This window comes from Constrictibacter sp. MBR-5 (assembly GCF_040549485.1).
Classification (GTDB): Bacteria; Pseudomonadota; Alphaproteobacteria; order JAJUGE01; family JAJUGE01; genus Constrictibacter.
Genome location: NZ_JBEPTK010000008.1, coordinates 123,284 through 139,287, shown reverse-complemented (window position 1 = coordinate 139,287; position 16,004 = coordinate 123,284). Strand labels below are relative to the sequence as shown.

19 protein-coding genes are annotated in these 16,004 nt (G+C 71.0%); 7 read left to right on the top strand and 12 right to left on the bottom strand.

What is annotated here, in order from left to right; all coding sequences use genetic code 11:
* Positions 1-263 precede the first annotated feature (263 nt).
* Positions 264-677 (bottom strand): hypothetical protein, encoded by a 414-nt coding sequence (locus ABIE65_RS17260; protein ID WP_354079358.1) that lies wholly within the window; start codon positions 675-677, stop codon positions 264-266.
* Between the two features lie 370 nt (positions 678-1,047).
* Here ABIE65_RS17260 and ABIE65_RS17255 point away from each other — a divergent pair, with 370 nt between their 5' ends.
* The gene (locus ABIE65_RS17255; protein WP_354079357.1) at positions 1,048-1,752 is read left to right on the top strand and encodes a LuxR C-terminal-related transcriptional regulator; all 705 of its coding nucleotides are present in this window, start codon (positions 1,048-1,050) and stop codon (positions 1,750-1,752) included.
* A gap of 192 nt (positions 1,753-1,944) precedes the next feature.
* Here the strand turns inward: ABIE65_RS17255 and ABIE65_RS17250 are convergent, their stop codons facing one another.
* The 4 genes from ABIE65_RS17250 to ABIE65_RS17235 form a co-directional block, all read right to left on the bottom strand.
* Entirely contained in the window at positions 1,945-2,361 is a 417-nt protein-coding gene (locus ABIE65_RS17250) for a hypothetical protein (RefSeq protein ID WP_354079356.1), read from the bottom strand.
* 15 nt (positions 2,362-2,376) lie between these two features.
* Complete coding sequence (locus tag ABIE65_RS17245; protein ID WP_354079355.1) at positions 2,377-2,628, bottom strand: hypothetical protein; 252 nt, start codon at positions 2,626-2,628, stop codon at positions 2,377-2,379.
* A 71-nt stretch (positions 2,629-2,699) separates the two neighbouring features.
* On the bottom strand, positions 2,700-3,038 hold the full coding sequence (locus tag ABIE65_RS17240) for a Lin0512 family protein (protein WP_354079354.1): 339 nt from the start codon (positions 3,036-3,038) through the stop codon (positions 2,700-2,702).
* Positions 3,035-3,394: a Lin0512 family protein gene (locus tag ABIE65_RS17235; RefSeq protein ID WP_354079353.1), complete on the bottom strand. Its 360-nt coding sequence runs from the start codon at positions 3,392-3,394 to the stop codon at positions 3,035-3,037. The genes ABIE65_RS17240 and ABIE65_RS17235 overlap by 4 nt, the downstream gene beginning before the upstream one ends.
* 185 nt (positions 3,395-3,579) lie before the next feature.
* Here ABIE65_RS17235 and ABIE65_RS17230 point away from each other — a divergent pair, with 185 nt between their 5' ends.
* Entirely contained in the window at positions 3,580-4,017 is a 438-nt protein-coding gene (locus tag ABIE65_RS17230) for a hypothetical protein (protein ID WP_354079352.1), read from the top strand.
* Positions 4,018-4,032: 15 nt separating this feature from the next.
* Here the strand turns inward: ABIE65_RS17230 and ABIE65_RS17225 are convergent, their stop codons facing one another.
* On the bottom strand, positions 4,033-4,611 hold the full coding sequence (locus tag ABIE65_RS17225; RefSeq protein WP_354079351.1) for a hypothetical protein: 579 nt from the start codon (positions 4,609-4,611) through the stop codon (positions 4,033-4,035).
* A gap of 29 nt (positions 4,612-4,640) precedes the next feature.
* Positions 4,641-5,354: a hypothetical protein gene (locus ABIE65_RS17220; protein ID WP_354079350.1), complete on the bottom strand. Its 714-nt coding sequence runs from the start codon at positions 5,352-5,354 to the stop codon at positions 4,641-4,643.
* Between the two features lie 161 nt (positions 5,355-5,515).
* Between ABIE65_RS17220 and ABIE65_RS17215 the strand changes: the two genes are divergently transcribed.
* Together ABIE65_RS17215 and ABIE65_RS17210 are read left to right on the top strand one after the other, a co-directional pair.
* Positions 5,516-6,316: a LytTR family DNA-binding domain-containing protein gene (locus ABIE65_RS17215; RefSeq protein WP_354079349.1), complete on the top strand. Its 801-nt coding sequence runs from the start codon at positions 5,516-5,518 to the stop codon at positions 6,314-6,316.
* Between the two features lie 71 nt (positions 6,317-6,387).
* The gene (locus tag ABIE65_RS17210; RefSeq protein WP_354079348.1) at positions 6,388-7,884 is read left to right on the top strand and encodes an alkaline phosphatase family protein; all 1,497 of its coding nucleotides are present in this window, start codon (positions 6,388-6,390) and stop codon (positions 7,882-7,884) included.
* A 4-nt stretch (positions 7,885-7,888) separates the two neighbouring features.
* Here ABIE65_RS17210 and cuyA read toward each other — a convergent pair whose 3' ends face one another.
* On the bottom strand, positions 7,889-8,920 hold the full coding sequence (cuyA, locus tag ABIE65_RS17205) for a D-cysteate sulfo-lyase (protein ID WP_354079347.1): 1,032 nt from the start codon (positions 8,918-8,920) through the stop codon (positions 7,889-7,891).
* Between the two features lie 201 nt (positions 8,921-9,121).
* On the opposite strand from cuyA, the gene ABIE65_RS17200 reads away from it, so the two are divergent.
* Positions 9,122-10,462 (top strand): NAD(P)/FAD-dependent oxidoreductase, encoded by a 1,341-nt coding sequence (locus ABIE65_RS17200; RefSeq protein ID WP_354079346.1) that lies wholly within the window; start codon positions 9,122-9,124, stop codon positions 10,460-10,462.
* Between the two features lie 147 nt (positions 10,463-10,609).
* Here ABIE65_RS17200 and ABIE65_RS17195 read toward each other — a convergent pair whose 3' ends face one another.
* The 4 genes from ABIE65_RS17195 to ABIE65_RS17180 form a co-directional block, all read right to left on the bottom strand.
* Positions 10,610-11,314, bottom strand: coding sequence for a TVP38/TMEM64 family protein (locus ABIE65_RS17195; protein WP_354079345.1), 705 nt, complete (start codon positions 11,312-11,314; stop codon positions 10,610-10,612).
* Positions 11,315-11,607: 293 nt separating this feature from the next.
* Entirely contained in the window at positions 11,608-11,991 is a 384-nt protein-coding gene (locus ABIE65_RS17190; RefSeq protein WP_354079344.1) for an Atu4866 domain-containing protein, read from the bottom strand.
* Positions 11,988-12,506 (bottom strand): carboxymuconolactone decarboxylase family protein, encoded by a 519-nt coding sequence (locus ABIE65_RS17185; protein ID WP_354079343.1) that lies wholly within the window; start codon positions 12,504-12,506, stop codon positions 11,988-11,990. Before ABIE65_RS17185 ends, ABIE65_RS17190 begins: the two co-directional genes overlap by 4 nt.
* 22 nt (positions 12,507-12,528) lie before the next feature.
* Positions 12,529-13,254, bottom strand: a complete 726-nt coding sequence (locus ABIE65_RS17180) for an SDR family oxidoreductase (RefSeq protein ID WP_502918543.1) — start codon at positions 13,252-13,254, stop codon at positions 12,529-12,531.
* Positions 13,255-13,356: 102 nt separating this feature from the next.
* On the opposite strand from ABIE65_RS17180, the gene ABIE65_RS17175 reads away from it, so the two are divergent.
* Both ABIE65_RS17175 and ABIE65_RS17170 read left to right on the top strand, forming a co-directional pair.
* Complete coding sequence (locus tag ABIE65_RS17175) at positions 13,357-14,244, top strand: LysR family transcriptional regulator (protein ID WP_354079342.1); 888 nt, start codon at positions 13,357-13,359, stop codon at positions 14,242-14,244.
* Between the two features lie 141 nt (positions 14,245-14,385).
* Positions 14,386-15,993 (top strand): OpgD/OpgG family glucan biosynthesis protein, encoded by a 1,608-nt coding sequence (locus ABIE65_RS17170; protein WP_354079341.1) that lies wholly within the window; start codon positions 14,386-14,388, stop codon positions 15,991-15,993.
* Positions 15,994-16,004: the final 11 nt, after the last annotated feature.

Below are 16,004 nucleotides of genomic sequence, written 5' to 3'. Positions count from 1 at the left end.
CGGCGACAATTCAATCTTGATTAAAGTTATTCAGGAGGGAAAGCGATCTTGCGGGGTACGCCGATGAGTATCGCTGGGGCGGTGCTGCAACCGGGGGATGCCGGCCGGATATCCGCGCTACCCGCGGACGCCGTTGGAATCGGCGCACCCAACGATTGCACGCGTTTGGGTTCCGGCTGGCCGGATCGAGGGTGGGCACCGGCCGCGGCCGGGCGTGGCGACGCGGGCGTCGCCGGGGCGGGGATATCGGTCCGGCAGGCTGCTCAGTGCGGGCCGAGGGCGCCGGGGGCGCCCACCATGGCTACCCACTGGTCTATCTCGCTCGACCACTGCGAGTGCAGGCCGGGCGATCCGGCATATCCGCCGAAGGCGTCGCTCACGAGCGAGAGCGTCTCGAGCCACGGCACGAAGGCGGTGCCCCGGTAGTTGTTGGCGAGGCCGGCGGGGCGAACGCCCAGGTCGGAGCCGGCAGCGGCCTGCGGCGACTGGTCCGTGGGCCGGAGGGCGACCTCCCGCGACGGCGTATCGGCGGAACTGGTTTCGGGCAGAACGATCATGACGCCGCGGCCGAGCGATAGGTCGTCGCCCAGGCGGACGTCGCTGCCGGCCGGTGCAAGTCGGGGCGCGCCGGTGCCGACCGAAACGCGATTCACGAACGTGTTGCCCACGCTGATCACGACCGGATCGTCCGCGCGAGCGGCTGCCGCGGAGCCGCAAGCGATGAGGGGAACGAGCGCCAAGGCCAGGACGGTACGGCAGGACGACCGCCGGTCAGGGCGGAACAGCCGAACGGGACGATGCAATGCAGGCATGTGACCCTCCTCACTCGACCTAGAAAGTGGCGTGTGATCAAATCCAGGCAAGAGCATCTTTGGGACGTACTTTGGTACGGCGACTCTGTGCCTTTTGGCATCCGATGCCTCATTATATAGTAACAAATGCATGTAGGCATTGACTTTCTGGGTAGGATTTAGATCAAATAGACTTGATCGTTGACCTTCGGGCCGATCGGGAGGCGAACGACTGAGGCAACAAGGGGGGCTCATCGTGATCGCGACGGAACTGAAAGCCTATGCCGTGGGGGGTGACCGGCTGCTACGTCAGTGCTTCCTGCAACTGCTCGATTCCCATTTTCAGATCATCGGCGAAAGCCCGTCGATTGCTGCATTCATGGGAACGGACCTTCGCGAGGCACCGCATGTGGTGCTCTGGCTGGACATGGACGGCGACCGGGATGCGGAAATCCACCTGATCCCGCGCCTGCGGCTGCGCTGGCCGCTGACGCGCGTCATCCTGCTCACGCGCAGCAAGCAGACCCGGTCCGACATGAAGGCCGTCTTCGACGGCACCATCGACGCCGTGCTGTCGCTCGACATGAGCGTGAACGGTCTGTCGCACGCGCTGGGGGTGGTGCTGCTCGGCGGGCGGATCGTCTCGGCGGAGCTGCTCGACATCAGCGACACGGCCGGCAGCGACGTCCATGCTCTGCGGCAGCCGAGCAACGGGGACGAACCGCGCCTGAGCCCGCGTCAGAGCCAGATCCTCTCGGCGATCACGGACGGTCTGCCCAACAAGGAGATCGCCCGGCGGCTGAACGTGTCGGAGGCCACCGTCAAGGTCCAGGTCCGGATCATCCTGAGCAAGATCGGGGTTTCGAACCGGACCCAGGCGGCGGTCTGGGCGCGCGAACACCTGCGCCCGAGCCGGGCGAAGGTACCATCGTCGCCGCCGCCGCTGGCGCTCTCGGCATAAAAAGAGGCCGACCGGTGAAACACCGGTCGGCCTTGAATGGACATCAAAGCGGGTGAGCCAAAACGTCCAAAAGGATATTGAGCTTAGCCGGAAGCGGAATCAACATCCGAAAGATTACTACGCCGTAACCTCTACATGGGGTGGATTTCGGCCGAGCGTCGGAAGCGTCGGAGGGAGCCGTGCGTCGGTTCGTCAGTTGAGACGGTAGCGCAGGGCGACGCCGACCACCGGGTAGAATTCGAGCCAGTCCAGATCGTTCTCGATGTCGTTCGCTTCCTCGTTCAGGTCGGCGATCAGCTGCGGATCGTTCGCGAGGAGGCCGCTGGCCTTCAGGCTCGCCTTGGGCTTGCCCTGGAACAGAACGCCGGCGTCGAAGCTGAGCTCCAGTCGGTCGCGCCACAGCGGGGTGCTGTACCCGACGCCGAGATAGGGGGCGAACTCGTTGAGCTCGAGGTCGCCGCGCACCGTGCCGAGCTCCGCCGGCTGGTACGTCGTTCCGCCGATGTCGACCGGCCCCGACGAGCGGCCCTTCAGGTCGGCGTCGTTGCCGTTGAGGCGGAAGCCCGCCGTGGCGCGCCAGCCGTTGCCCCAGGGATGCACGTCGACCACGGCGCCGAACGACGACTAGGTGAGGTCGACGTCGTATTTCAGGTCGTCCGGCTTGTCGGAGAAGCTGTAGTCGAACCAGCTGCCGCCGGCGCGCACGCCGACATAGTCGTTGATCCGCACGCCGACTTCGCCACCGAGGCCGAGCGTGCCGGCCGTCGGACCGGCGGAGAAACCCGGATAGGCGTTCGCCCCGGCGGGTTCGGCGGCGAGGGCCGGGTAGAGCAGAGAGGGGACGAGCAGGCTCGCCAGTGCCAAAAGGGTCCTCACGTCGGGGTCTCCGGTGTTCTTGCTTCGAGACCGCCGACGCTAGGGGGAAATGGTTAAGGAGGGCTTGGCGGTCAGCGGTCGATCCGCACCTCGATCGCCGCGCTGGCGATGACCGCGACGTCGCCGACCACCTCGTCGGGGATGTCCAGCCCGCCCTTCACGGCCTTCACGGTGATCCGGCCGACCGGCAGCGTCGCCTTCACCTTCTCGGTATCCACCTGCTCCGGCTTCTGCACGCCGATCGTGACGTCGACATGGAGTTCGTTCTTGTCGATGCCGAGGCTGCGGATGAAGGTCAGCGAGCTGTGATGCAGGGCGTCCTGCACGGCGCGGACGGCGGCCTTGGTGTAGTCGCCGCCGTGCAGGTCGTTGCCGGCGCCCATCTCCAGGATGACGCGTTTCAGGGTCATCGGTGCGCCTCCTCGGGGATGTCCATGTAGACGACGGCCGCGGCATGGGCGAGCAGGGTCACGCTGCCGTCGTCGCGCCCAGTCGGGATGGTGAGGCCGCCCTCGACGCAGGTTACCGTGCCGGTGCCGTGCGGCAGAACCGCCAGGACCTGCTGCTTGTCGACGGTTTCGGGATTGGGCGCGCCGATCGTCACCTCGACCCGCATCGAGTCCACCGGCTGGCCGAGTATGTCGGCGATGCCGAGCGAGTTGTGCCACAGCGCGTCGCGCAGGGCGCGCACCGCGGCCTTCGTGCTGTCGCCGCCGCGGATGTCCGTCCCCATGCCGATTTCGAGCACCATGCGCTTCCACGCCATGCGGTGCGTCCTCCCTGGTCGTTGTCCCGCGGCCATGATAGCGGCGGCGGCGCGGAACGCCATCGGCCGGCGGTGACTTGCCGTCGACAGACCGGCCGCCGACGTTGACTCCGGCCCCGCCGGCCACCAGAAACCCTGGTGGTGCACGCTTACGGAGCGCGCCGCAAGACGCGCGGGATGGATGGATGGGATTGCTGGACTGGGTCTTCGGCGGCGGCCGGGGGGGCAAGGCGGGGGGAGCGGCCGGCGCGTCGGCGCCCGGGCTGAAGGTCGTGCCGCTGGCCGAGCGCCAGCCGGAGCGGGCGATCACCTCGCCACTGGTCGAGGTGACCGAGGCGAACGAGGACGGGCGCAACCGCCAGCTCGAAATCGCCGAGTGCAGCGCGGGCGACGAGGTCGTGCTGTCGATCGAGCCGCGCCCGCGCATGCAGCCGAAGGCCGTGTCGGTCCACTCCGCCAAGTCGGGCGCGCGTCTCGGCTACCTGCCGATCGACGTCGCCGGCTATCTGCTGCTGCACCTGAAGCGGCACGACTTCCGCACGGTGATCACCGAGATCCGCGGCGAAAGCGACACGGCGCGCGAAGTCGACCTGAAGATCGAGTTCTACGCCAAGGACCGCTGAGGGCGACCCCGCGGCTCAGCGCGCCTCGGTCCAACTCTCCGAGAAGGCCAGGGCGCAGGTGCTGAAGGGGCGGCCTTCGCGCTCGCGCGCCCAGGGCTTGCCGGCGGCCTGCATCCCGTTGACGGTCAGGCGGGCGCCCATCGCCGGGACCAGAACGGTGCAGACGCCGTAGGGCCGGCCGGGCTGGGCGTTCGGCTGGGTGTGGATCAGCAGCGGGTCGCCGAGGTCGTACCAGGTGAGCGAGATGTCCTCGTCGCCGGTCGTGACGGTCTCCGTCCAGAAATAGCGCGGATCGCCGGACTTCGCGAATTCCGCCTCGGTCACGGGCGTTTCGAGGTTCGCCGTCTCCGGATTGAGCATTCCCTGGACCGTGGACTGCAGCCAGCGCGCCATGGCGATGTTGTCGGAATAGATGCGCCGCTCGCCGCCGACCAAGTCGGTCTTCAGGTAGAGCACGTGGCCGGGGCCGGCGGGCGAGAAGAGGATGCGCCAGAAGCTGGCGTCGGTGGTGTTCTCCGCCCCGTCGGTCGGGCTGAGGCGGATGAACGGGTTTTCGCCGGTGACGATGACGCGGTTCGGATCTGCGACGCTCATGGGCTTCTCCCTGTGGTCGAGGGCCCGGATCAGGTCTCACCGGACCGGCCGGCCGATGCTAGTCCGACACCCGGTCGGCCGCCAGCCGTGCCGCGCAGCACCCTCACGTTCCACCAGGAGATGACCGGCGTCATCAGCACAGTCGGGCCGAGCCAGACGGCGAGCGACGGCAGGAAGTGGATGTTGACGACGGCGGCCGCGGTGACCGTCGCGATCGTGCCGGCCAGCATGCGGGTGAGGTGGCGGGCGATGCGCCGCTTTCCGGTCACGGGGCGCGCGGCGCCGATGCGCAGGTCGCCGAGGGCGAGGACGAAGCCGATGGCACCGAAGGCGAGCAGCACCGGCCCCTGGTGGCCGGCGCCCCCCTGGTGGTCCGGGCCGCCGAGCGTCCGCGCCGCACCCAGGGCGAGCATGCCGAGCCCGACCGCCAGCATGGCGGCGGTGGCGAGACGGTCGAGCGGCCGCGGCCGGCCGTCGCGCACGACTCCGGCGCGCCAGCCGGTGAAGACCAGGTAGACGCTGAACAGGCCGATCGTCAGCAGGAAGAGGTTCGGCCGGATCGCCACCAGCAGCAGGGTCGTGGCGCCGACGGCGAACATCGCCGCGACGTAGATGCGGCCGGCGCGCCCGTGCAGCGCGCCGCCCTTGGCCGCGGCCAGGGCGACGGCGGCGGCGGCGAGGGCGGTACAGCCCGCGGCGATGTGCAGGGCGAGGAGGGCGAGGTAGAGGCCGTCGCTGGTCATGGTCGATCCGTTGCCGTGTCGCTACGACAGTCGGCTGCATGGCCGGCACCGGCAAACGCGCCTGCGCCGACGGCCCGGAAACTTCGCAGACGGCATGCTATCGTCCGTTCGCGATGCGTGAACGGCTCGGTGCGATGTCTTCCTCCTCCTGGCGAGAACCCGTGCGGCGCTACGGCGCGCCGCTGGCGGTGGGACTGGTGCTCGGGCTGCTGGGGCCGTTCGGCACCTTCGGCGCGCTGCCCTTGGGGCCGCGGCTCGCCTACTGGCTTGCGGTCGTCTCGGCCAACTGGATCCTGTGCGACGCGGCGATCCGCCGGATGGAACGGCTGCTGCCCGCCGGCCTGGCGCTGCGCGAGACGGCGGTGCCGGTCGCAGGGGCGCTGATCGCCTCGCTGCCGGCGACGGGCATCGTGCGGCTGGCGAACGACGCGGCAAGCATGGACGGGGGCAGCCTGCTCGACCTCTACTGGAAGGTGCTGCTGCTCTGCGTGGCGATCGGGCTGCCGTTCTACTTGCGCGAGGTCCAGGCGGCTGCGGCGCCGGTCCAGAAGGAGCCGGAAGCACCGAAGCCCGAACCGGAAATCCCCGCAGCGCCGGCGGGCGAGGGTTCGCTGTTCTTCGCGCGGCTGCAGCGGCCGCCGGCCGGCCGGCTGCTCTGCCTGGAGATGCAGGACCATTACCTCGCCGTGCATGCGGAGGGCGGCAGCGACCTCGTGCTGTGCCGGATGGAGGACGCGGCGCGCGAACTGGGCAGCCTCGGACGGCGCGTGCACCGCTCCTGGTGGGTCGCGGCCGACGCGGTCGCCGGCGTCGAGCGCGACGGGGCGCGGCTGCGGCTGCGCCTGAGCGACGGGCGGGCCGTGCCGGTCGGCCGCACCTACCGCGCCGAACTGCGCGACGCAGGGTGGCTGGACAAGGGTGCGGTGGCCGGTGTCGCGACGGGTGCCGTCACCGAGACGTAACCGTTCCGCCCCTTCACCCCTCCCGCAATGCGGGCCATGATTGGCCCGCCTTGCGTACGGGAGAGCGAGCGATGCCGCGGCCTAAATTCCTGATCGTCCTGTTCGACGGGCTGCGGCCCGACATGGTCCGGCCCGACACCGCGCCGAACATCCACGCCTTCCGGCGCGCCTGGTGCACCCTGCCGAACGCGGCGGCGACCTTCCCGAGCGAGACGCGCGTCCAGGTGTCGAGCCTCGTCACCGGCAATTTCTCCGGCCGGCCGGCGCGGGCGCGGCCGGGCGACAATCGCAGCGAGGGGCACGGCATCATCGCCAACGCCTTCTACGACCCGACCCTCGGCTTCGACGGTCCGATGGACACCTCGGACCTCGCGCGCATGCGCCGGGCGGACGCGGCCTATGGCGGCCGGCTGCTGGCGGCGGAAGACCTCGGCTCGATCCTGCATCGCGCCGACCTGCGCTATGCCGTGCTGACGACGGGCAAGATCGGCAACGCCCGGCTGCTGAACTGGTCGGCGGCGGAGCGCGGCCAGCCGGTCTTCTCGATCTGGGGCCCCGACGTTTCGAGCCCGGCGGCGGCACACGACGCGGTCGTCGCGCGCTTCGGCCCGGTGCCGGAAGGGGCCTTCCCGAACAGCGCGGTCATCCGCTATGCCGCCGACATCCTGCTCGGCGACTTTCTCGCCCGGCACGACCCGGACGTGGCGGTGCTGTGGCTGAACGAGCCCGATCTCTCCTTCCACTACCGCGGCATCGGCACGCCGGAGAGCCTGGAGGCGATCGCCGCCGTCGACGACGCCTTCGGGCGGATCGCCGACTGGTGGCGGGCCGAGGGCCGGGCGGCGGGCTGGCAGATCGTCACCGCCTCCGACCACGGGCAGATCACCGCGACCGGGCAGCTGTCGGTGCTGGCGAAGCTGCGCGAGGCGGGGTTCGCCGCCGGCAAGGCCATCGGCCCCGACGTCGACATCGCGGTGAAGCCCGGCTATGCCGGCAACCTCACCATGCGCGACCGCGACCCGGCGCTGGTCGACCGGGTGTTCCGCTGGCTGGTCGAGCAGGAGTGGTGTGGCATGGTGCTGAGCCGCGCGCCCCGCGACGGCGCCCTGCCGATGGCCGAGCTCAATGTCGCGAGCGACCGCGCGCCGGACCTGTGGGTGGCGCTGCGCACGACCGACGGGCCGAACGCGCACGGCTATCCGGGCACGACGCTCTGCGACAATCCCGACATCCCGGCGGGCGGCGGCATCCACGGCGGCCTGCACCGGTCTGAGCTGAACACGCTGCTGACCCTGGGCGGCGACCTGTTCCGGCCGGAGAGCGTGGTCGAGAGCCCCTGCGCGATGACCGACCTGGTGCCGACCATGCTGGGCGCCCTGGGGGTCGAACTGCCCGGCACCGTAGCCGGCCGTCCGCTGCGCGAGACGCTGGCCGGCGGCCCGGCGGCCGTCGACTGGCGCGAGCACGTGCTGCGCGCCGGCATAGGCGGCTATGTCCAGGAGGTCACCGTCGCCGAGGTCGACGACGGTGCACTGCACTATCTGCGCGGCGGCCGGCGCGTCTGTTGACGCGTCAGTCCGTATCGTCCGCGCTGTCGGCCCCGTTGTCCCGGTCGAAGGTCGAGCGGTAGCCGAACAGGCCGGCGATGCCGCCGGTGTGCAGGAAGAGAACGTCCTCGCCCGCCTGCCAAGTGCCGTTGCGGACATGGTCGATCAGGCCGGCCATCGCCTTGCCGCTGTAGACCGGGTCGAGCAGCAGGCCCTCGTGCCGGGCGGTGAGTTCGACCGCCTCGATCATGCCGGGCGTCGGCACGCCGTAGGCCGTGCCGAAATAGCCGTCGTCGACCGCCGTCGCCCCGGCCTCGACGCCGCTGGTGATGCCGAGCAGTTCCGCCGTTTCCGCGGCCAGGTCGCGCACCGTCTGCTCCAGCGTCTCGCGCGGCTTGCCGACCGAGATGCCGAGCACCGGCGTGGCGTTGCTGTTCGCCGCGAAGCCGGCGACCAGCCCCGCCTGGGTACCGGCGCTGCCCGTCGCGTGCACCAGGGCGGCAAAGCGCAGGTCGCGGTCGTTCGCCTGCGCCTCGATCTCGCCCGCCACCCAGGCATAGCCCAGCGCGCCGACCGGGTTCGACCCGCCGGCCGGGAAGGCGTAGGGCCGGCCGCTGCGGATGCGGATCTCCTCGGCCAGCGTCTCCAGGGCCGCGTCCATGTCGGTGCCCTTCGGCACATAGTGGATGCGCGCGCCGAGCAGGCCGTCGAGCAGGACGTTGCCGGATCGGTCGTATTCGACGCCGGCGTCGGTGATGCGCCGCTCCAGCAGCACCTCGCAGGCGAGCCCGGCCTTGGCCGCCGCGGCGGCGGTCTGGCGGACATGGTTGGACTGGGTGGCGCCGACCGTCAGCACGGTGTCGGCGCCCTCGGCCAGCGCGGCGCCGATCAGGAATTCCAGCTTGCGCGTCTTGTTGCCGCCGGTGGCCAACCCGGTGCAGTCGTCGCGCTTCACCCACAGGCGTGGCCCGCCGAGCAGTGCCGACAGCCGGTCCATCGGCTCCAGCGGCGTCGGCGCGTGGCACAGGCGGAAGCGCGGGAAGCGGGCGAGGTCCATGAGGGCGCTCCGGTGAGGGTCGAGAGGCCGGCACCGTAAGGCCGACGGCGCCGCACGGCAATCCGGTGTGCCAACCCGATGTGCCAGTCCGGGCCCCAATCCGCTGGCCCCAATCCGCTGGACCCGCGGATCGGAAGCGTCGAACATCGGCGGGCACGGCGATTGCTTCGCCGCGCGGGTACCGACCCGGAGACCTGCCGCATGCCAGCACCCCAGACCGCAGCGCCCCAGACCGCCATCCCCCTGACCTCCGCGAGCGACCGCGGCCAGACCGCTGGCAAGCCGTTCCCGACGGAGGCGGACGTGGTCGTCATCGGCGGCGGCATCGCCGGCATCTGCACGGCGCTGTTTCTCGCCAAGCGTGGCGTGCGCGTCGTGGTGTGCGAGAAGGGGACGGTGGCGGGCGAGCAGTCGTCGCGCAACTGGGGCTGGATCCGCAAGCAGAGCCGCGACCCGCGCGAACTCGCCCTGATGATCGAGGCGCAGCGCCTGTGGCACGAGATCGTGCCCGAACTGGACGAGGACATCGGCTTCAAGGTCGGCGGCGTCACCTACCTGATCGAGAACGAGGCCGAGATGGCCAAGCGCACGCCGTGGCTCGACCATGCGCGCGCCTACCAGCTCGACAGCCGGCTGCTCGACCCGGCCGAGGTCGACGCCATGCTTGGCCGCACCGACCGGCGCTTCCTGGGGGCGATCCACACGCCGAGCGACTGCCGCGCCGAGCCGTGGAAGGCGGTGCCGGCGATCGGCCGGCTGGCGCGGCGCTGGGGGGCGGACATCCGCGAGGGCACGGCGGTGCGCAGCATCGAGCGCCAGGGCGGCCGGGTGGCCGGCGTGGTGACCGAGCACGGCACGATCCGCTGTTCCTCGGTGGTGCTGGCCGGCGGCGTCTGGTCGCGGCCGTTCCTGGAGAATCTCGGCCTCGACCTGCCGCAGCTCGGCGTGAAGTCGTCGGTGCTGCGGACGACGGCGGCAAAGCCCCTGTCGCAGAGCACCTTCGGCGCGCTCGGCGCCTCGATCCGGCCGCGCGAGGACGGCGGCTACACCGTGGCGCGCAGCGGCGCGGCGACCTTCGACATCATCCCGGCGGCGTTCAGGCATTTCGCGGCGTTCACGCCGATCCTGAAGCGTAACTGGCGCATCATGACGCTGCGCTTCGGCAAGCCCTTCTTCGACGCGCTCGGCCAGCGCAGGTGGCAGCCGGACCAGATGAGCCCGTTCGAGGCGGTGCGCATGCTGCACCCGGCACCGGACGACCCGCTGCTCGACGACACGCTGAATGCCGCCCGCGACCTGTTCCCGCAGATGAAGGACACCCGCTCGGCCCAACGCTGGGCCGGCATCATCGACGTGACGCCCGACGAGGTGCCGGTGCTGGGCCCGGTCGACGCGGTGCCCGGCCTGTTCTTGGCGACGGGCTTCTCCGGCCACGGCTTCGGCATCGGACCGGGGACAGGGTTCGTGACGGCGCAGATGGTGATGGGCGAGACGCCGATCGCCGACGTCTCGGGGCTGCGCTATGCGCGGTTCGGGGGGTAGGGGCTGCTTACGTGAGGTTCGGTGTTCTTGAGTGTCGTCACCCGACAAGCGCGTAGCGCGCCGATCCGGTGATCCAGGGTCGCGGCCTGTGCGCTTGCCTTGGGTCCTCGGGTCTCCGCTGCGCTCCGCCCGAGGATGACACTGCGTTTAGACGCGTCCAGCCCGCCGCCGCGCCGCGATGTGGGCGGCGATGGCGGCGGCGGCGAGGAGGCAGAGGGCGAGGAGGCCCCAGCGGATGGCGGCCGTATCGCCCGCCGCCGCCTCGCGGCCGGCGTGGCCGAGCCAGGCATAGGCGATGGCACCGGGCGCCATGAAGACGGCCGAGGTCGCGACGTAGGTGCCGAGCGGGATGCGGGTCAGGCCGAGGCCCCAGTCGGTGAGGCTGAGCGGCAGCACGGGCACGAGGCGGAGCAGCGCCACGGCGCGCCAGCCCTCGGCGTCGATGGCGTCGGCGAGCCGCTCGATGCGGCCACCCCGGCCCGCGATCCGGCGCCGTGTCCAGTCGCCGGCGAGATGGCGTGCGGCGAGGAAGCCGGCCGTGGCGCCGATGGTGGCGCCGGCGAGCGCCAGAACCGCGCCCCAGGCCGGCCCGAACAGCGCGCCGCCGGCCATCGCCAGCAGCGATCCCGGCAGGAACAGGACGACCCCGGCCGCGAAGGCGGCGACGTAGGCGACCGGACCCCAGGCGCCCAACCCGCCGACCGCCGCGGCCAGGGCCGCATCCACCGCCGCCGGGTCGAACGCGCCGCGCTGCGCCACCGCCCAGAGCAGCGCCGCCGTCACGCCGAGCAGCAGAAGCAGCCGTGGCGTAGTGCGCCGGGCGGCGGATGGGTGTGCGGGCCGTCCGCTCATGCCTGTCCTCCCGTCCCGGTTTCGCCGCGCCCCACGTTGGGCCGCACAGTGCGCTGGCCATGGGCGCCGCGGCAAGGCACCTGCGCCGTGGTGCGCCCGAGGGTCTACGTCCATGCGAGGGGCGGCGGATCACTCTGCCTGCGCGTGCCGCGGTGGGGGCGGGAATAGCCTGCACCCTTCCTGCTTTCCCGGACGGAGCGCATAGCGGGCAGATCCGGGGAGGCAGCTGAAGGCCCGCAGCTTCCGGGAGACCAACGGCCGACCCGAACCGCCTATTGCGCTGGGCGCCATGCTCAGCAGGGGCGGCGGGACGGGTCGTCCCTCCGGTACAGGATCATGCCGCCATGGTGAAGCACGTCGTCGATGAAGTCGCCGTCGGCGGTGAAGCCGGTGTCGTCCCAATACTCGATGTGATCGCCGGTCACTTCGTAACGGCCGGTATAGGCGCATTCGCGGCGACCGCGTGCCTCCTCGTAGCGGCCGTTCGGCAGCAGGCGGTGGCGGACGCGGCCGTCGGCCGTGACCCAGAGTCCGGCATAGGGATGGTCGGCGGTGGGCTGTTCGGCCGTGCGTTCGCCAGTGGACCGTGCGGTGGCGTCGGTCTGCGCGCGCGCCGGCTGGGCGAGCAGCAGGGCGGTGCCGCCGATGACGGCGGCGGCGAGGGGGATGCGGATCATCGGGCGCCTCCTGCAGGTACAGGCGCGGCGGCGCGGCGTTCGGCGAACAGGTGCGACAGGGTCTGCGAGGCGGCGATGGCGCGCGGGAAGCCGGCGGGCACCGTGATCATGTAGACGATCTCCTTCAGCTCCGCCTCGGGGACGCCGATGTTGAGGGCGTAGCCGGCATGGACTTTCATGATGCCCGTCTCGCCCATGGCGGCGAACACCGCGACCGCGGCGAGTTGGCGCGTCCGGGCGTCGAGGCCGGGGCGGGACCAGACTTCGCCGAGCGCATAGCCCTCGGTCGCGTCGGCGAGGAACGGGAACTCGTCGCGCATCCGCTCCAGGTTCGGCTGCGGCCGGCCGTCGTTCAGGCTCCGGATCACGGCGTCGCCGCGCTGGCGCCGCTCCTCCGATATCTGCGCCGGAGAGGTCTCTGCATGGGCGGTCGCGGCGAAGCCCGCGAGGGCGATCGCGGCCATGAAGGGCTGGATGCCGGCCGCGCGCGGCGAATGGTGGCGGGTCGCATGCATTGCAGGTTCCTTTCCCGAGGGCTCAGGCGGCCGCGGTGGGGCGGACGACGATCTCGTTCACGTCGACGTCGGCGGGCTGTTCGATGGCGAAGCGCACGGCGCGGGCGATGGCGTCGGGCGTCAGGGCGATCCTGCGATAGATCCGCATCGCCTCGGCCGCGGCGGGGTCGGTGATGGTCGACGCCAGTTCGCTCTCGACCACGCCGGGATGGATGCAGGTGACGCGCAGCGCCGTCTGTTCCTGCCGCAGCCCGTCCGAGATGGCGCGCACCGCGAACTTGGTGGCGCAGTAGACGGCGGCACTCGGGAAGACCGAGAGGGCGCCGATCGAGGCGACGTTGATCACGTGGCCGGAGCCGCGCGCCGTCATCTCCGGCAGGACGGCGGCGATGCCGTGGAGAACGCCCCTGATGTTGACGTCGACCATCCGGTCCCACTCGTCCACCTTCAGGGCGGCCATGGCGGACAGCGGCATGATGCCGGCATTGTTCACGATGACGTCGACGCGTCCCCATTCGGCCAGTGCGGCCTCGACCAGGGCGCGAACGTCGGTGCGGTCGGTCACGTCGACCCGGCGGCTGCGCGCCGTGCCGCCCGCGGCCTCGATCCCGGCGGCGATGGCGTCCAGCCGGTCGGTGCGCCGGGCACCCAGCATGACCCTGGCGCCGTGGGCGGCGAGATCGCGGGCGATCGCCTCGCCGATGCCGCTCGATGCGCCCGTCACGACGACGACCTTGTCCATTGTCATTGTCCAGTTCCTCCGAACCGTGGTGGTGGGAGAAACCTAGTCAGGCGCGACTGGCGCGATAATCCGCTATTCTGTGCATGCGCCGGCAAGCAGGGCTAACCAATGGATCCGGATCTCAAGTCGATGGCGGTGTTCGTCGCGGTGGCGGAGACGCGCAGCTTCCGGGCGGCGGCGGACCGGCTGGGCGTGACGCGCTCGGCGGTCAGCCAGGCGATCAACGGGATGGAGATGCGGCTCGGGATCGCCCTGTTCCACCGCACGACGCGCAGCGTGAACCTGACCGAGGCAGGGCGGCGGCTACATGCGGCGGTCGCACCGGCGATGGCGGAGATCGATGCGGCGCTGCGCGACACGGTCGACCTGAAGGACCGTCCGAAGGGTCAGCTCCGGCTGGCGGTCTCGTCGATCGCCGAGGGGTTTCTGTCGGGGCCGCTGCTCGCCGGTTTCGCCGCGCGCTTTCCGGACGTCGAGATCGACATCCTGGTGACCGACGAGGAGTGCGACATCGTCGCCGAGGGCTTCGACGCCGGCGTGCGGCTGGGCGAGGTGATCGAGCAGGACATGATCGCGATCCCGGTGTCCGGCGACCAGCGCCAGCTGCCGGTCTGCGCGCCGGCCTATCTCGACGGTGTCGACCCGCCGCGGCACCCGCGCGACCTGGTGCGCCATCGCTGCATCGGCTGGCGGCCGTCCCCCGGCTCGGCGCCGTACCGCTGGGAGTTCGCGGAGAACGGGCGGGAGTTCGACGTGGCCGTGGCGCCGGAGTTCACCACGAACGACATGGGCCTGATGATCCGGCTGGCCGTCAGCGGCGCCGGCATCACCTTCGGGATGGAGGAGAGCTTCCGGCCGTGGCTCGCGCGCGGCGCGCTGGTGCCGCTGCTGGAGCCGTTCTGCCCGTCGTTCCCGGGGTTCTTCCTGTATTTTTCCAGCCGGCGGAACGTCGCGCCCAAGCTGCGCGCGCTGGCGGACTTCGTCAAAAGCCGGTGACGGCGTGGCATCGACCCGTTTCGTGCCACAAAGATTCGACAGAGCTTGATCGTGCCCTCGGGTTGGCGCTCTTCTTGCGGCCGCCGTCACGACGGGCGGGCCGGATCCGGCCTTGCAGGCACTTCAGGCGACAGGACTCTCATGACAGGGCTCGATCGACGCAGCTTTCTTCAGGTTCTGGGCGCGGCCGCGGTGGCGCGCGCCATCGGCGGTGTGGGGGGCGCGGCGGCGGCCGAGACGCCCACGGGCGCGAACGCGCCCAAAGGCCTGGCCTTCGGCCCGGTGGAGCCCTTCTCCTACGACATGCTGAAGCGGCGGGCGCTGGCGATGGCGGCGAAGCCCTATGTCCCGCCGCCGCGGCCGGACCCGGCCATCGTGTCGCGCATCGACTACGACGCGCACGGCAAGCTGCGCTTCCGCAAGGAATTCTCGCTGTATCGCGACGGTGCCTACCCGATTTCGTTCCAGCATGTGGGCATGTTCTTCCCCAAGACCGTGCGGATGAACGCGGTCGACGGCGAGACCGCGCGCGAGGTGCTGTACGATCCGCGCTACTTCCCGGCGGGGCCGGACCATGTGGCCGCCGGCCTCGCGCAGCAGCCTTCGGCGTTCGCCGGCTTCTGGGTGCACGAGCCGGCGCGGAAGGGCGACCTCGACAAGGTCGAGCCCTGGGCGACCTTCCTGGGCGCCTCCTATTTCCGCGGCGTCGGCGAACTCGGGCAGGTCGGCATGTCGGCGCGCGGCATCGCCCTGAACCCCGGCGGCGCCGGAGCCGAGGAGTTTCCGGACTTCCGGGAATTCTGGTTCGAGCCCGCGGCGGGCGAGGACGCGCCGGTGACGGTCTACGCACTGCTGGACGGGCCGTCGGTCGCCGGCGCCTACCGCTTCCTGCTGCGCCGGACCAAGGGCGTCGTCATGGACATCGAGGCGGCGATCCACCCGCGCCGCACGATCGAGCGGCTCGGCCTGGCGCCGCTGACCTCGATGTACTGGTTTTCCGAGACGGCCAAGCCGACCATGGTCGACTGGCGGCCGGAGGTCCACGATTCGGACGGGCTCGCCATGTGGACCGGCACGGGCGAGCGGATCTGGCGGCCGCTGAACAATCCGGCGCGGATCAGCTTCTCCAGCTTCGTCGACGACAATCCGCGCGGCTTCGGCCTGTCGCAGCGCGACCGGAAGTTCGAGAACTACGAGGACGGGGTGCGATACGACAAGCGGCCGAGCGTCTGGGTCGAGCCGATCGGCCCGTGGGGGCGCGGCATGGTGCAACTGGTCGAGATCCCGACCGACGACGAGATCCACGACAATATCTGCGCCATGTGGTTGCCGGAGGCGCCGCACGGGGCGGGCAGCCACATCCAGATCGCCTACCGCCTGCACTGGCTGGCCGACGAGCCCTATCCGGGCGACCTCGCGCGCTGCGTCGCGACGCGGCTCGGCAACGGCGGACAGCCGGGCCAACCGCGACCGAAGGGCGTGCGCAAGTTCATGGTGGAGTTCCTGGGCGGGCCGCTCGTCGACCTGCCGATGGGCGTGCTGCCCGAGGCGGTGCTGACGGCCTCGCGCGGCAGCTTCTCCTACGTCTTCACCGAGGCGGTGCCCAACGACGTGCCGGGCCACTGGCGCGCGCAGTTCGACCTGACGACGACCGGCGGGGAGCCGGTGGAGCTGCGCTGCTTCCTGCGCAGCGGTGACCGGGTGCTGAGCGAGACGTGGCTGTACCAGTACCACCCGACCCCGGCATAGGGCGGGCCAGT

What these genes read in the sequence shown, in the direction of transcription:
- ABIE65_RS17235 (WP_354079353.1), bottom strand. Translation starts at nt 3,394, where the DNA reads ATGGCGTGGAAGCGCATGGTGCTCGAAATCGGCATGGGGACGGACATC.
- ABIE65_RS17170 (WP_354079341.1), top strand. Translation starts at nt 14,386, where the DNA reads ATGACAGGGCTCGATCGACGCAGCTTTCTTCAGGTTCTGGGCGCGGCC.
- ABIE65_RS17225 (WP_354079351.1), bottom strand. Translation starts at nt 4,611, where the DNA reads ATGAGCGTCGCAGATCCGAACCGCGTCATCGTCACCGGCGAAAACCCG.
- ABIE65_RS17185 (WP_354079343.1), bottom strand. Translation starts at nt 12,506, where the DNA reads ATGCATGCGACCCGCCACCATTCGCCGCGCGCGGCCGGCATCCAGCCC.
- ABIE65_RS17180 (WP_502918543.1), bottom strand. Translation starts at nt 13,254, where the DNA reads ATGACAATGGACAAGGTCGTCGTCGTGACGGGCGCATCGAGCGGCATC.
- ABIE65_RS17195 (WP_354079345.1), bottom strand. Translation starts at nt 11,314, where the DNA reads ATGAGCGGACGGCCCGCACACCCATCCGCCGCCCGGCGCACTACGCCA.
- cuyA (WP_354079347.1), bottom strand. Translation starts at nt 8,920, where the DNA reads ATGGACCTCGCCCGCTTCCCGCGCTTCCGCCTGTGCCACGCGCCGACG.
- ABIE65_RS17230 (WP_354079352.1), top strand. Translation starts at nt 3,580, where the DNA reads ATGGGATTGCTGGACTGGGTCTTCGGCGGCGGCCGGGGGGGCAAGGCG.
- ABIE65_RS17220 (WP_354079350.1), bottom strand. Translation starts at nt 5,354, where the DNA reads ATGACCAGCGACGGCCTCTACCTCGCCCTCCTCGCCCTGCACATCGCC.
- ABIE65_RS17190 (WP_354079344.1), bottom strand. Translation starts at nt 11,991, where the DNA reads ATGATCCGCATCCCCCTCGCCGCCGCCGTCATCGGCGGCACCGCCCTG.
- ABIE65_RS17175 (WP_354079342.1), top strand. Translation starts at nt 13,357, where the DNA reads ATGGATCCGGATCTCAAGTCGATGGCGGTGTTCGTCGCGGTGGCGGAG.
- ABIE65_RS17200 (WP_354079346.1), top strand. Translation starts at nt 9,122, where the DNA reads ATGCCAGCACCCCAGACCGCAGCGCCCCAGACCGCCATCCCCCTGACC.
- ABIE65_RS17210 (WP_354079348.1), top strand. Translation starts at nt 6,388, where the DNA reads ATGCCGCGGCCTAAATTCCTGATCGTCCTGTTCGACGGGCTGCGGCCC.
- ABIE65_RS17240 (WP_354079354.1), bottom strand. Translation starts at nt 3,038, where the DNA reads ATGACCCTGAAACGCGTCATCCTGGAGATGGGCGCCGGCAACGACCTG.